The organism is Jejuia sp. G7-7 (genome assembly GCF_055808955.1).
Map to the genome: position 1 here is coordinate 2,058,482 of NZ_JBVVSZ010000002.1, position 14,465 is coordinate 2,072,946.

Genomic DNA, 14,465 nt, shown 5'->3' on the forward strand with positions numbered 1-14,465 from the left:
TATACTTGACCTTAGCAAATAATTAATATGGTTATTAGTCTCCAAAAATCACTTTAAATTACATGAAAAGAAAAGCTTGAACCTTTATTAGGTTCAAGCTTTAAATATGTGTTTATCTATACAATTAGATATTGAAACCTAACGTGATTGTTAAATTAGAGTTTTGTCTATCAATAGTAGTAGTATCAATTAACCCTACGCTGTATAAAGATGTTTCATCTGTTCTTTGCCATTGGTCATAGGTAATATCTAATTTTGTATTCCCAAAGTTATATCCAAACCCTAAAGAGAAACCATTTAAATCTCCAACAGTTATACCATCAACATATGGGCTTTCTTCAAATCTATAACCTCCTCTAAAACTAAATTGTTTGTGCTTGTATTCTCCACCAAGCTTATAGGTAGATGCTGATGTAAGTATATCACTAATATCAGCATTTAAGCCAGAGAAATCAGCTTCTGGTTTTAATTTAGTAGCACCATAATTCTTACGAGAATAATCAAAACTGATTAAACCTTGCTTTCCAAATACATAAGCAGCACTTGTTGTGATTTTTGCAGGCGTTTGTAATCTGTAAGAAGGATAAATATTAGTGATTTGTGGGTTTATATTTTGCGTGAAATCTGTACCATTATCTAGACCATCAACTCCCAAAAATTGAGATGTCTCTTCTTCAATCGTATACCATATTGGAGAATCATAAGTTAAGCCTACTCTAAATTCATTTGTCAATTTTAAAATTCCTCCAAGTTGAAATGAAAACCCTGTACCTACAGTAGATAAGTTATTTTCGAATTCGATAGTATCGATATCAATAACATCTGAAGGAGGATTAGGATTATTCGAATTGTTTTCAAATAAAAGTGTTGAGCGTTGAAAATCTATGAAGTGAGAGTTGAAATTTGCTCCAATGTATAAATCATCTCCATATTGAGCTGCAATGTTTACTCCAATTTTTCCGTTATAACCTGTTGATACATATGTGTAATCATGAGTAAAGTTACCCTCTGAGGCATTGATAAAGTAATTTGTATTATCATCAGCATTTGTTTCGGGATCCAAAATAAAAGATTCATAACCTAAAAAAGCTTGTTGATGAGCAAACCCAAGATCATTACCAATATTTGCATAAGCCTGATTTAGAGTTTCATTATCAAATGCAGATATTTCATCCAAGCGTAATCCGTTGGCGTAATCAAAGAAATAACTTGCTATTGAGTTATTAAAATTAGCGCTATTTGTGTTTGTGCCAGCAGCAAACCAACTGTCATCAAAGTTATTTGTTCTGTCATAAGCCACACCAATACTGAATTTTTTCCATGGTGAATTACTTGTATTTTTAAATACGAAAACAGCACCACCTTGTGTTAAATCAAAATTTGAATCGTTTATAGACCCAAGGCCTCCAAAGTAATTTGTATCGTTATTTAATTCTGCATTTCCAAGAGAGAAAGATGCATGACTTTGACTAAATACCGCGGAACTTGCAGGGTTAATATTTACTGCACTCATGTCACCACCCAATGCTCCAAATGCACCGCTTAAAGCTCTAAAACGAGCAGTTCCTTGTAAATTATCTTGCGAATATCTTAGTGCATCGCTTAAATCTTGACCGTAGATTGTTGACATAGATAGTACACCTATGAACAAAAAATATATCTTTTTCATATGTTATTTTTCTTAGAGATTGTAATCTATTAACGTCTTCTTCCTCCAGATGATGAACTTCTTGAGCCTCCTGAAGATGATCTGGAACTTCCTGATGATGATCTAGAATAGGACCTATTATTACTACTGCTACTACTTGAGCGTCTGCTATAAGTAGAATTATTATTGGAAGATGAAGAACTACTTCTAGAATATGAAGGAGATGAACTTCTTCTAATAGGAGTAGAAGATCTGGTTGTAGAAGATGATCTACTAGTAGAATAAGAAGGCTGTCTTGAACTGCTTCTTCTTACAGTTGAATTTCTATTAATCGTAGTAGGCGATGAAGGACGTCTTGTTGTTGTAGTTCTACCATTGCTATTGGCAACACTACTACGTCTAGACGTACTATATCTTGAAGTGCCATTATTACTTGCAACGCTACTTCTTCTTGAAGTACTGTATCTTGATGATGAGGCTCTTCTATTATTAGCAACACTACTTCTTCTACTTAAAGTACTATTTGAGTTTCTTCCAATTAACGAGCTTCTACTTCTTCTACTATTATTAAAAGCAACACCTCTATTATAAAATCTATTGTTTACACCTGCGTAAAAATTATTTCCGTAAAACCCTCCAGGAGGACACCAAGCATTCCAGCCCCAATTGTTCCATCCCCAGTTGTTCCAACCGCCTCCCCAGCCAAAGCCAGTATTCCAGCCCCAACGGTTCCATCGGTTCCAACCCCAGTTATTCCATCCCCAGTTGTTCCAGCCTCCCCAGCCAAAACCACCGTTAATCCAAGGATCATTCCATCCCCAACCCCAGTTGTTCCAACCGTTGTCATGGAAATTAATTACCACATTGCTGTTGGTTTGTCCCCAACCAGCATTACCTTGGTAATCATTATATATAGTATCATTTACAGCGTAATCTTGTTCGCTACTATAACTATCAATATCAGTAAATATGGCACCATTATCCGTAGCGATTTCATATTCTTGAGCTTTGTTTTTAAAATAGTTTTGGTAATAATCACTAGCGTTACCATTTTTTGTTACAACAACATTTTCTGGATTTTGCGTATTATTATTATTATTAGTGTCTCCGTAAATACCATCACTATCAACACCAACGTATTGATAAGAACCACAAGATGCTAATCCGAAAAACAACCCTAGGACTGCTGCGAATTGCATTTTTGATTTTAAGTAGTTATTAATTTGCATATCTCTTGAATTTAATTGTTGAACATAACAAAAATAGTTAGTTTTGCGCTACTATTTTTTTATTTAACATAATCACAATATTTGTGCCAAAAACATAATATGAGCAAAAAACTTACTAGTAGGGCAGAAGATTATTCAAAATGGTATAACGAATTGGTTGTCAAGGCAGACCTAGCGGAGAATTCTGCAGTTCGAGGATGTATGGTTATCAAACCCTACGGTTATGCGATTTGGGAAAAAATGCAAGCAGAATTGGACAAAATGTTTAAAGAAACAGGTCATGAAAATGCTTATTTCCCATTATTTGTACCTAAAAGTTTGTTTGAAGCTGAAGAAAAAAATGCCGAAGGTTTTGCAAAAGAGTGTGCTGTAGTAACACATTACAGGTTGCAAAACGATCCTGATAATGAAGGCAAGTTACGTGTTGACCCTAAAGCAAAATTAGAAGAAGAGTTAGTAGTTCGTCCAACTAGTGAAGCTATTATTTGGAATACATATAGAGGATGGATTCAATCTTATAGAGATTTACCTTTGTTGATCAATCAATGGGCTAATGTGGTGCGTTGGGAAATGCGCACACGTTTGTTTTTGCGTACAGCTGAGTTTTTATGGCAAGAAGGACATACAGCTCATGCAACCAAAGCTGAAGCTCTTGAAGAAACCAAATTAATGAATAGCGTTTATGCTCAGTTTGCTGAAAACTTTATGGCTATTCCTGTGGTTCAAGGTGTAAAATCTGAAAGTGAACGTTTTGCAGGAGCAGAAGATACCTATTGTATCGAAGCATTAATGCAAGATGGGAAAGCGCTACAAGCAGGAACATCTCACTTTTTAGGCCAAAATTTCGCAAAAGCTTTTGATGTGAAATTTGCCAACAAAGAAGGTAAACAAGATTATGTCTGGGCAACATCTTGGGGTGTTTCTACACGTTTGATGGGTGCTTTAATTATGACACATAGTGATGACAATGGTTTAGTATTACCACCTAATTTGGCACCATATCAAGTAGTTATTGTTCCTATTTATAAAAATGAAGAACAGTTTGAAGCTATTAGAAAGGTTGCTGAAGATATTATTAGTGATTTAAAAGATAGAAATATCTCTGTTAAGTTTGACAAACGTGATACTTTAAGACCCGGAGCAAAATTTGCACAGCATGAATTACAAGGCGTTCCAGTTAGAATTGCTATTGGACCAAAAGACTTAGAGAATGAAACTGTTGAAGTTGCCAGACGAGATACATTAAGTAAGGAAACAGTTATATTGGATAGAGTTAGTGTTGTAATTGAAGATTTATTAGAAGAAATTCAAAAATCGTTATTTACCAAAGCTTTAAATTTTAGAGAAGAACACATAACATCAGTAGATACTTTTGAAGAATTTAAAGAAATAATAGAAACAAAAGGTGGATTTATTTCTGCACATTGGGATGGTTCAATTGAAACTGAAGATAAAATAAAAGAATTAACTAAAGCCACAATACGTTGTATACCTCTAGATTCCAAGGAAGAAGAAGGGGTTTGCGTGTATTCTGGAGCACCTTCAAACAAGCGTGTTTTGTTTGCCAAAGCGTATTGATTAATTTTTTTAAAAAAGTTTAGTCAACTGTTGCAACATTTAAAAATAGTTGTATTTTTGCATCCGCAATGGAAACATTGTATGTTATTTGAAAGATTAATGCAAGTTTAATTTTATAGTTAAATTTGCGGACTTTAAAACAAATGGCCCGTTCGTCTATCGGCTAGGACGCCAGGTTTTCATCCTGGTAAGAGGGGTTCGATTCCCCTACGGGCTACAATTAAAAAATTAAGAAAAAACAAAATGGCAAATCACAAGTCAGCATTAAAAAGAATTAGAAGTAACGAAGCAAAACGTTTAACTAACAAGTATCAGCATAAAACGACTCGTAATGCAATTAAAAAATTGAAAGAGTTAACTGATAAGAAAGAAGCAGAAAAAATGTTTCCTTCAATAGTTTCTATGTTAGATAAATTAGCTAAGAAAAATGTAATTCATGCTAACAAAGCGGCTAACTTGAAGTCTGGTTTAGCAAAACATGTTGCTGCACTTTAATAAGTTAGAAAACATACAATATTAAAAACCACTCTTTTCAGAGTGGTTTTTTTTGTTACATAAGTTTTTTTGAATATATATGTAGAACTATGATTAAAAGTGTCCTTAATTTAGATATTAATTTCTCAATTTTACAAAAGAAAGTATATAATTTTCTAAAAGCCTTATTAATGCATCTTCATTTAAATATCTTTTTAAAATATAATCTTAATTTATTTGCATTATTTGTTTTTGCGCTTTCAATAAATTCTTGCAAGTCCAAAACTTATGAAGAGCCAAAAATTAATCTCGAAAACTATCAAATAGAAGCTGGATTTAAACTAGATGTTGCTGCTTCAGAACCTTTTATTGAAGCACCTGTGGCTATGGATTTTGATAATAAAGGGCGTATGTGGATTGTAGAGATGAAAGGATACATGCAAAACCTTGAAGGTACAGGAACTGATATACCCAACGGTGTTATTTCTATAATGGAAGATCTAGATAATAATGGGATAACAGATCATTCAAAAATATTTTTAGATAGTCTTATCTTACCTAGAGCAATTGCTCATGTATATGGAGGACTTCTGTATGCTGAACCCCCAAATCTTTGGTTTGTAGATATAAAAGATGATAAACCTATTAACAGAGTATTAGTGGATTCTTTATATTCTGATGGTGGAAATGTAGAGCATCAACCAAATGGATTGTTATTACATATTGATAATTGGATATATAGTGCAAAGTCTAATTTTCGATATAAGAGAAAAGGAAAAGTATGGTTAAAGGAACCTACAACTATGCGGGGTCAATGGGGAATTACTAAAGATAATTTTGGACGACTTTATTACAATACAAATTCAACCCAATTAATTGGGGATTATGTATTACCAAATACACTTATTAAAAATGAATATTTGAGACCAAAATCTGCTATTGGAAAAAAGCTAACACCAGACCAAAAAGTATACCCATTACACCCAACTTCTGTAAATAGAGGCTATAGAAAAGGGGTTTTAGACAAAGATAGTTTATTGGTAAATGTGACTTCGGCATGTGGTCCATTGGTGTATAGAGGCAATAAATTTCCTCAAGATTATATAGAAAATGCTTTTGTTTGTGCTCCTGAAGCAAATCTTGTAAAGCGAAATGTTTTAAAGTTTGATGGTATTACTGTTAGCGCAAAACAAGCCATAAAGAATAAAGAATTTATTGCATCTACAGATGAAGGTTTTAGACCTGTAAACTTACATAATGGTCCAGACGGAAATTTGTATGTTGTTGATATGCATCGTGGTATCATACAAGACAAAGCTTTTATGACACCTTATTTGTTAAAACATATGAGGCAAAAACAACTCGATACGATAATAGGTATGGGGCGAATTTTAAGAGTTGTACCAAAAAATAACACTTCAAGTAAATTAGTGAATTTAGAAGAAGCTAATAGTTCTGAACTTGTTGAATTATTGAGTAGCCCAAATGGATGGTTAAGAGATAGAGCACAACAATTATTGATTTTTAAAAATGAAAAACAAGTAATTCCTATATTGAAAGAAATGCTTCAAAATACAGAAGCTCCTATTTCACAAATACATACATTACATACTTTAAACGGTTTAGATGCTTTAGATTTTTCGGTTTTAGAGAAACTACTAGACTCTGATAGTGATAGCAAAGTAATAAGTCATGGACTTATTTTAATTGAACAATTTGCTAGTACTCACCATTTAGATTCAATTCTAAAAATAATTAAAAAATTAATTTTTAGTAACAATCCAGAGATAGACTTTTATATTTTAAGTTCTTTAGGAAATTGGATGCAGTTTTCATCAGAAGAAATATTTCCAATAGTATATGAATTGTCAAATAAACATAAAAACGATTTGATATATCAAGAAGCATTGGTAAATAGCCTTAGAGGTAAAGAAGAAATCTATAAAATGCTTTTAAAAGGCAAACAGATTGATAGTACCTCCATCTCCACTTTACTTTCAACAATCTCAAATATAAAAAACAACAAAAAGAATTTTATTTATACTAAAAAACATGTTGGTACTGATATAAGAACTGCGGGGTATAAAATATATAGAAACCTCTGCGCTACATGTCACGGTATTGAAGGAGAAGGTATTGCTAATTTAGCACCTCCATTAAAAAACTCTGAATATATAAAAACCTCTACTGATAGATTGGCTTTGGTAATCTTACATGGTTTATCAGGGCCAATTCATGTAAATGGAGAATTATACGAATTGAACACTACAATGCCCGGACTTGCTAATAACCCTGATTTTACAGATCAAGATATACTTAATATAGTTCAATATGTTAAAAGTGCTTTTGCTGGCGATTCTAAAAAGGTAGAACTTGATAAAATAAAGTTATTACGCAATTTAAAACCGAAAGATGGATCAGTTTTTAGTGAAGTTGAGTTGTTAAGTTTAGAAAAGTAATATCATTTTTAATATTGAAAATGCCTCTTAAATAAAAACTTTTTTTATTAATTTTTTTAGCCTTCTTATAGTGTGAAAAGTTTTTTAAAAAATTAAATTTGTAAAATCTATAACTCATAACACAAAACTCTTTTGGAAAATAAAAAAGCAATTAAATTAATAGATAAAATTCTTAAAAATTTAGATAAGTCTGGAATTAATACAGATGTATTAATTGAAGATTTAAAAGAATTAAGAGGATATGCTTTAGAAGCTCAAATACCTTTAGTTGTTAAAGTATTGAGACTTACTTACGAGCATATTGAAGCTAACGAGTCGTTTTTAATACCTATTCTTGGAGATGAACCTATTGAGGAAGAAGGAGTTGTTATAGAGGCTGATACTAACCCAGTTGAAAGTCTTAAATATTTAATTTCACTCATTAGAAATTTAAACAACAAATCTAATATTGCTGACTTAAAAGAGTACAGAGATTTGTTGAATAGTTATTAAATTTAATTTTTAGTTACAATTTGCGTTAGGGATTGAACGGCATATTTGATCCCGATAATAATCGGGAGAGTAGTGAAAGCCCGACCGACCCCTGTGGTAACGCCCAAAAATATTTAAAGCCTAGTATTTATTATATTATTAAATGCAGAACCAAAGGTGTAGGTGACTCCTACCGAAAAACCTAACTCAAAATCAGTAGCAATTTGCTTTTGTTGTAATAATACATCTTCTAATGAAGCATCGCCTGCTGGAAGATTAATCTGGTCTCTTATAAACTCCAGATTACTGGAAAATCTTACCGAAAAACCTTTAAATACTCTAACCGATAAATTACTATTAACTTGAAGTCTGTTTTTAGAGAAATCCTCTAAAAATGTAGATGCTCTAATTCTGGAATATATATTCCCCCAAGGCTGTCTGTAACGTAATTGAATATCAAATGAGTGATTGAAGATTACTTCATGATTTTTGCCAAAAATTGTGGTTTCTATGTAATCATTATGTATATATCCAATTTTATAGGCGAAAACGATTTCTCTTTTAAGTACTTCACTATATGGGAAAATATTATATTCTATGGCTGGAGAAAACGCTCCTGCTAAATTTATATTAGTAAACGTGTTGTTTCTTGCGTTTAAAAATATACCTGCAGACCAATGGTCCGATAGACTACGAACAACACTTCCCGCAACAAAATAGCGCTCTCGTTTACTTGTGAATTCTTGATCGTTTCTAATAAACTCACTATTGTTTTGGCTTATTTGAAAATCGCCTCTTATACGCCATTTATCCGTTACATGATCGCTTTCAAAACCTACTTTGTACTCAAATCTTTTACGACTTGCTTCTTTGTCAAATTTTCCTTCACCGTAAATTTCAAAAATCCAGTTGTGCCACGGGTCATAATATTCCTCTTCTTTGGGTTCGGCTTTTCCTTTAATACGGTATGTAACTCTATTGGCAATATCAGATTCTAAAATATACTTTAACAATCCTTTTTTTATACGCCATACCAATCTTTTTCTAACATCATCTGACGTCATGTTTGCATTAGAATCAAATGATAATTCATTAGTTATACCTTCAAATGACGACGTACCTGTAAACTCAAGTCTATACGTTCTTCCACCACTAGCATTACCAATATCATAAATAAAAACTTGCACATTTGCCAAACCCTGATCTCGCACATGACTAATATTTTTAATCTCTTGTCTTATATAGTTTTTATCGCAGTTACATTCTACAAATAATTTTATACTTTCTTTTTCCTCAGATTGAGCAATAGAAATAAATGGGATTAATAAAAAAATGGTAAAAAGTGTTCTAATAAAAATTTTGCTCATTATTGTATTCTTGGGTAAGTTTCAAATATAGAATTAATAGTAAAATTATGAGCGTGTGTTTAGGTCATTTTATAGGAATTAGTTGTTTTGCACATAATATACCACGTTTGCATATGTTTTGTACATAGTTTGCATAACTGTTTTATTCAAAAATCAGAGATATGTAATGCTTATACAATCCTTTAATAATTTTTAAAAAGCTAAACATGTGAAAGAAAGTATCTGATTTTATTTACTATTGTATAATTCTGGTGTTACAGATATCTCTGTAAAAAAAACACCATTTTTATCATAGTATTTAAAATTCATAGTAACATTATTGTCGCGATACACTTTTAAATCAGGACTGATTTTTACGTTCTGAATTACGCTTGGTTCTATATAATTTTTTACTTCTTCTAAATTTACATCAGATTTTACAAGATCTCTTAAAGTATAATGGTAGATGAAATTGGTTTTGCCTATGGTTGTGGCACTATCTAATCTGGTATATGCATCAATTTCCATTGGTGTTTGCTTGTTCAACTCAATTGCGGCTATTTTTAACTCATCTGCTAAATCTTTTTTGAATAGTCGTTTTACTCCAAAATATGTTATTGCAAAAGCGAGGACTCCAATAATTAACCCTATTGTTTTTCCTTTATTTTTTGATTTTTTTCTTGGTTCATTTTAAGTTTAAATACTATTAAATATTAAGGACTAATATAAAAAACTTCTAATTTTTGGTAAAGTATTAAGCAAAAAAACCTCAACATTTCTGTTGAGGCATAGTTTAATTAGTTAGTTTTCTTGTTACCCATTCATGGATATCAAAAACTCTTCATTATTTCTAGTTTGTTTAAACCTATCGTTAATAAATTCCATAGCTTCAACAGGGTTCATATCTGCAAGATACTTGCGCATTACCCACATACGTTGAATGGTGTTATCATCTAATAATATATCATCACGACGCGTACTTGAAGATGTTAAATCGATAGCAGGGAAAATTCTACGATTAGATATTTTTCTATCTAATTGTAATTCCATATTACCAGTTCCTTTAAATTCTTCAAAGATAACTTCGTCCATTTTAGAACCAGTTTCGGTAAGTGCCGTAGCAATAATGGTTAAAGAACCACCATTTTCAATGTTACGAGCTGCACCAAAGAAACGTTTTGGTTTGTGTAACGCATTAGCATCAACACCACCACTTAATATTTTACCAGAAGCAGGTTGCACAGTATTGTAAGCTCTTGCCAAACGTGTAATAGAATCTAAAAGAATTACAACATCATGTCCACATTCAACTAAACGTTTTGCTTTTTCAAGTACAATGTCGGCAATTTTTACATGCTCATGAGCTTCCTTATCGAAAGTAGAAGCAATAACTTCTCCACGAACATTACGTTGCATATCAGTTACCTCTTCAGGTCGCTCATCAATTAATAATATCATTTGATATACCTCAGGATGATTAGCCGCAATTGCATTTGCCACATCCTTTAATAACATGGTTTTACCAGTTTTAGGCTGCGATACAATCATACCACGTTGTCCTTTTCCAATAGGTGCAAACAAGTCCATAATTCTTGTAGAAATGGTACTTTGGCGTTCTGCTAAATTGAATTTTTCTTGAGGAAACAATGGTGTTAAATGCTCAAAAGCTACACGGTCTCTTACCACATTAGGGTCTTGCCCGTTAATTTTACTAACCTTAATAAGTGGGAAATATTTTTCGCCTTCTTTTGGTGGACGTACATGTCCTAAAACAGTATCTCCTTTTTTAAGACCAAACAATCTAATTTGCGATTGCGATACATAAATATCATCAGGAGACGACAAGTAATTATAATCCGAAGATCTTAAAAATCCATAACCATCTTGCATGATGTCTAAAACACCTTCACTTTCAATAATTGCGTCAAATTCAAAATCAGGCTCGCGGTAACGGTTTCTATTATCTTTATTACCCTTATCGATATTTCCGTTTTTTTGATTTCTATTTTGATTTTTGTTTTGATGATTATTAGACCTAGGGTTTGGTTTTTTATGATTATCGTTTTGTGGTCTTGGGTTTGGCTTGTGCACAGGTTTCTTATCTTCTCTCTTTTGAGGAGTTTCAGCTTTCTGTGTAACTTCAACTTCAGGTTTTTGATCTGCAGCCTGATCGTTGTTTTGTTGTTGATCGTTTTTTGCAGGTTTCTGAACGCGTTGCCTAGGTTTTCTAGCAGGTTTTTCAGCAGAAGTTTCTGCTTTTGTTTCAGATGTAGCTTGTGGCGCAACAACAGCTTTTACAGCTTTAGGGTCGGCAGCCTGTTGATCTAGAATTTGATAAACTAAATCTAATTTTTTTAGAGAACGATATTTTGGAACGTTCAATTTCTTTGCAATCTCCTGTAATTCAGCGAGTTTCTTTTCTTTTAATTGTGAAATTTCAAACATAAATGTTTAATTGGGTGCTATTATATTGAATATAAACTTGAGTTTTTCTGAAAAAAATGAATTTTATTCTGAAGAATTAACAATCTGTTATACCGATTGTTGTGAATTATTACTGCAATTATACAACTTTATTTTAATTTAATCTCCCAAATTAATAAAGAAACTATTATTTTTGCCATCAATTATTTTTGTATTTAAATGTTACAACGTATACAAAGTGTTTATTTATTATTAGCAGCTATAAGTTCGCTAGGTCTTATCTTTGTGGTTCATTTATGGATTACAAATGATGGTACTACGGTTTTTGCTAAAGACGAATTGCCATATTTTGCAGCGTTCATAGTATCAGGAGTACTATCGTTAATTACCGTATTTATGTTTAAAAACAGGAAGCTTCAGTTCGTATTGGGGCGACTTAACATCATATTAAACTTTTTTTTACTAGGATTTTTCGTTTATCTATCTCTAAATTTATCTGGAGAAACAGTAGTTTCAGAGAAAGGTATTGGGATGTTTCTTCCTATTATTTCTATCGTGTTTTTGGCATTAGCCAATAAGGCCATTAAGAAGGATGAAGATCTCGTAAAATCTGTAGATCGATTACGTTAAACCTAACATCTTAGTAGTATTAGTGCGTGAGCCCAAGGTGAAGATCTTGGGCTTTTTTATGGCGTTACACCTAAAAAGAGTCGGACTTTCCTCAATATCTTTTTCTCGTGCCTCAAAAAAGGATGCAACTCTATTACCTAACGCACCCATCCACCAAATTCAAGTTTCAATCTTTGTGTTTTTCCACTTAATTACTCCGAAGGCGCAAAACTGCCTCCTGCTTTTTTGGGTATAAAAAAGCCTAAAAATAAATTCAGGCTTTTAAATAAGTACTAAAAACTTGTTGTTATTTTATCTCAACAAGTTCTAAATCGAATGTTAAATCATGTCCAGCTAATGGGTGGTTAGCATCAGCAATAATATGGTCTTCATTAACCTTAGAAATTCTAAATTGTACTTCTCTACCTTCTTGATCTTTAGAAGCAAGTCCCATACCAACCTCTGGAGACATATCTTGTGGTAATTGTTCTCTTTTTACTTCATAAAACAATTCTTTTTGCACATCGCCATAAGCCTCAGCCACAGGAATATTAATTGTTTTCTTTTCATTTACTTTCATATCAACGATACCTTTTTCAAAACCAGGAATGAGCATCCCCTGTCCTAGAGTAACCTCTAATGGTTCTCCTTCTAAGGAACTATCAAAAACTTGACCGTTGCTTAATTTTCCTGTGTAATGTACTTTTACTGTATCATTTTCTTTTACTTGACTCATATCTAATACTATTTTTCTGTTTTTAAATAAGTTTGCAAATTTACAACTAATTGGGTGAAAAAGCCTCTCTTAATCCCTTCGAATAAGGGAAACAAAAAGCTCTTCCCAACCTTCCTATAGGGAAGGAGTTTTTCAGTTAAATAAAAAGTATACAAATTATTTTCAATAAAGATATGCTGTAACTGTAAGCAATTACACTTTGTTTGGGGAGGATTTAGGAGGGACTGTTAGTTTTAGGATGTCTAACAGGGAATTCAATAACCTCTAAATCATCGATTTTTTTACCATCAATAGTAAAACGTAACATAGTTCTAACTTTATGAAAACCATGTTTGCCAACCGCACCAGGATTCATGTGGATGAGATTTAATTTTTTATCGGGCATTACTTTAAGAATATGTGAATGTCCACAAATAAACAATCGTGGCGGATTTTGTTTAATTGTTTCTGCAACACGCATATTGTATTTTGGTGGATAGCCGCCAATATGTGTGATCCAAACATCAACATCTTCGCATATGAATCGATTATGTTCTGGAAATTCAACTCTAACATCGGCACTATCAATATTGCCATAAACACCACGTAGTGGTTTTAAATCTTTAATAAAATCGGTAACTTTTAGAGAGCCAATGTCGCCAGCATGCCATACTTCATCAGCTTGTTTAACGTACTTTAAGATGTCATTGTCTATATAACCGTGTGTATCTGAAAGCAGGAGTATTTTGGTCACTTGTTCTGAATTTATTTCAGTTTACCTAAGTTAAACTTTTGTTTGTAAAGTTATTGATAATTGGTCTAAAATTTTGGAAATTATTTAAAGAGCCTATATATGTCCAATCATTGCTTCAGTATAAATGTTGTACCTTTCTAAAAGGCTATTAACCAATTAAATAAAGTATTATGAAAACTAAATTAACTTTAATGTTTTTTGTGATTTTTGGAGTTCTAATCACAGGATGTAAACAACAAGAAGAAAAAAAGAAGCAGTAGAAGTGAAAATTGATTTATTAAACAATGAATTTCCTGAAGCTATACAAGAAGTAAAATTAACATTAGATAGTATAGGGAAAAGTGTGAAAGATGGAGATTTAGACAAGCTCATTTCTTATCATGCCTATGGTCCAAAATTTACGGAGTTTAAAAACGGAGAATTAAGAAACGGTGGAGAAGAAAACGAAAAATTTGAAAGAGGTGTATTTGGTTCTGTTACAGAGATATTAAAACTTGATTTTAATGATGTAAAAATAGTAGTTTATGGCGATGTTGCTAATGTTACATTACACACTAATTTTCATTTAAAATTTGGAGAAGACCTTGCTGAAATTAGTGAGCAAATGACCTTGCTGTTTTTGAAAACAAAAAAAGGTTGGAGAATAGTTCATGAACACCACTCTCCATTAAATAAAAATGAAGAATAATTTTTTTATTCACTTTTAAATACCAAGACATACATTATTGAAACTTTCAATAATGTATGTCTTGGTATTC

13 protein-coding genes and 1 tRNA gene are annotated in these 14,465 nt (G+C 32.2%); 7 read left to right on the forward strand and 7 right to left on the reverse strand.

Features of this window, described 5'->3' with window-relative positions; all coding sequences use genetic code 11:
- Positions 1–124 precede the first annotated feature (124 nt).
- Positions 125–1,669 carry an OmpP1/FadL family transporter gene (locus AC0L5U_RS19720; RefSeq protein ID WP_473418128.1) on the reverse strand — a complete coding sequence of 515 codons (1,545 nt, stop codon included), beginning with the start codon at positions 1,667–1,669 and terminating at the stop codon, positions 125–127.
- 29 nt (positions 1,670–1,698) lie between these two features.
- Positions 1,699–2,877, reverse strand: coding sequence for a hypothetical protein (locus tag AC0L5U_RS19725; RefSeq protein ID WP_473418129.1), 1,179 nt, complete (start codon positions 2,875–2,877; stop codon positions 1,699–1,701).
- A 99-nt stretch (positions 2,878–2,976) separates the two neighbouring features.
- On the opposite strand from AC0L5U_RS19725, the gene proS reads away from it, so the two are divergent.
- The 5 genes from proS (at position 2,977) to AC0L5U_RS19750 (ending at position 7,880) form a co-directional block, all read left to right on the forward strand.
- Positions 2,977–4,455 carry a proline--tRNA ligase gene (proS, locus tag AC0L5U_RS19730; protein ID WP_473418130.1) on the forward strand — a complete coding sequence of 493 codons (1,479 nt, stop codon included), beginning with the start codon at positions 2,977–2,979 and terminating at the stop codon, positions 4,453–4,455.
- Between the two features lie 145 nt (positions 4,456–4,600).
- Positions 4,601–4,672 (forward strand) — tRNA-Glu (locus tag AC0L5U_RS19735).
- A 26-nt stretch (positions 4,673–4,698) separates the two neighbouring features.
- Positions 4,699–4,950 (forward strand): 30S ribosomal protein S20, encoded by a 252-nt coding sequence (gene rpsT / locus AC0L5U_RS19740; protein ID WP_473418131.1) that lies wholly within the window; start codon positions 4,699–4,701, stop codon positions 4,948–4,950.
- Positions 4,951–5,120: 170 nt separating this feature from the next.
- Positions 5,121–7,388 carry a DUF7133 domain-containing protein gene (locus AC0L5U_RS19745; RefSeq protein ID WP_473418132.1) on the forward strand — a complete coding sequence of 756 codons (2,268 nt, stop codon included), beginning with the start codon at positions 5,121–5,123 and terminating at the stop codon, positions 7,386–7,388.
- A 132-nt stretch (positions 7,389–7,520) separates the two neighbouring features.
- Positions 7,521–7,880, forward strand: a complete 360-nt coding sequence (locus tag AC0L5U_RS19750; RefSeq protein ID WP_473418133.1) for a hypothetical protein — start codon at positions 7,521–7,523, stop codon at positions 7,878–7,880.
- Positions 7,881–7,993: 113 nt separating this feature from the next.
- Here the strand turns inward: AC0L5U_RS19750 and AC0L5U_RS19755 are convergent, their stop codons facing one another.
- The 3 genes from AC0L5U_RS19755 to rho form a co-directional block, all read right to left on the reverse strand.
- Positions 7,994–9,226, reverse strand: coding sequence for a DUF481 domain-containing protein (locus AC0L5U_RS19755; protein ID WP_473418134.1), 1,233 nt, complete (start codon positions 9,224–9,226; stop codon positions 7,994–7,996).
- A gap of 228 nt (positions 9,227–9,454) precedes the next feature.
- Positions 9,455–9,751, reverse strand: coding sequence for a hypothetical protein (locus AC0L5U_RS19760; RefSeq protein WP_473418135.1), 297 nt, complete (start codon positions 9,749–9,751; stop codon positions 9,455–9,457).
- A gap of 267 nt (positions 9,752–10,018) precedes the next feature.
- The gene (gene rho, locus AC0L5U_RS19765; protein ID WP_473418136.1) at positions 10,019–11,650 is read right to left on the reverse strand and encodes a transcription termination factor Rho; all 1,632 of its coding nucleotides are present in this window, start codon (positions 11,648–11,650) and stop codon (positions 10,019–10,021) included.
- A 198-nt stretch (positions 11,651–11,848) separates the two neighbouring features.
- On the opposite strand from rho, the gene AC0L5U_RS19770 reads away from it, so the two are divergent.
- Positions 11,849–12,259 (forward strand): DUF4293 domain-containing protein, encoded by a 411-nt coding sequence (locus AC0L5U_RS19770; protein WP_473418137.1) that lies wholly within the window; start codon positions 11,849–11,851, stop codon positions 12,257–12,259.
- 286 nt (positions 12,260–12,545) lie between these two features.
- Here the strand turns inward: AC0L5U_RS19770 and AC0L5U_RS19775 are convergent, their stop codons facing one another.
- Both AC0L5U_RS19775 and AC0L5U_RS19780 read right to left on the reverse strand, forming a co-directional pair.
- Positions 12,546–12,974, reverse strand: coding sequence for an FKBP-type peptidyl-prolyl cis-trans isomerase (locus AC0L5U_RS19775; protein ID WP_473418138.1), 429 nt, complete (start codon positions 12,972–12,974; stop codon positions 12,546–12,548).
- Positions 12,975–13,188: 214 nt separating this feature from the next.
- A complete protein-coding gene (locus AC0L5U_RS19780) occupies positions 13,189–13,707 on the reverse strand; it encodes a metallophosphoesterase family protein (protein WP_473418139.1) in 519 nt (172 codons plus the stop codon).
- A 262-nt stretch (positions 13,708–13,969) separates the two neighbouring features.
- On the opposite strand from AC0L5U_RS19780, the gene AC0L5U_RS19785 reads away from it, so the two are divergent.
- The gene (locus AC0L5U_RS19785) at positions 13,970–14,395 is read left to right on the forward strand and encodes a YybH family protein (protein ID WP_473418140.1); all 426 of its coding nucleotides are present in this window, start codon (positions 13,970–13,972) and stop codon (positions 14,393–14,395) included.
- Positions 14,396–14,465 lie beyond the last annotated feature (70 nt).

Excerpts from the sequence above, each read along its gene's own strand:
- rpsT (WP_473418131.1), top strand. The coding sequence starts at position 4,699 with ATGGCAAATCACAAGTCAGCATTAAAAAGAATTAGAAGTAACGAAGCA.
- proS (WP_473418130.1), top strand. The coding sequence starts at position 2,977 with ATGAGCAAAAAACTTACTAGTAGGGCAGAAGATTATTCAAAATGGTAT.
- AC0L5U_RS19770 (WP_473418137.1), top strand. The coding sequence starts at position 11,849 with ATGTTACAACGTATACAAAGTGTTTATTTATTATTAGCAGCTATAAGT.
- AC0L5U_RS19725 (WP_473418129.1), bottom strand. The coding sequence starts at position 2,877 with ATGCAAATTAATAACTACTTAAAATCAAAAATGCAATTCGCAGCAGTC.
- AC0L5U_RS19745 (WP_473418132.1), top strand. The coding sequence starts at position 5,121 with ATGCATCTTCATTTAAATATCTTTTTAAAATATAATCTTAATTTATTT.
- AC0L5U_RS19775 (WP_473418138.1), bottom strand. The coding sequence starts at position 12,974 with ATGAGTCAAGTAAAAGAAAATGATACAGTAAAAGTACATTACACAGGA.
- AC0L5U_RS19720 (WP_473418128.1), bottom strand. The coding sequence starts at position 1,669 with ATGAAAAAGATATATTTTTTGTTCATAGGTGTACTATCTATGTCAACA.
- AC0L5U_RS19755 (WP_473418134.1), bottom strand. The coding sequence starts at position 9,226 with ATGAGCAAAATTTTTATTAGAACACTTTTTACCATTTTTTTATTAATC.
- rho (WP_473418136.1), bottom strand. The coding sequence starts at position 11,650 with ATGTTTGAAATTTCACAATTAAAAGAAAAGAAACTCGCTGAATTACAG.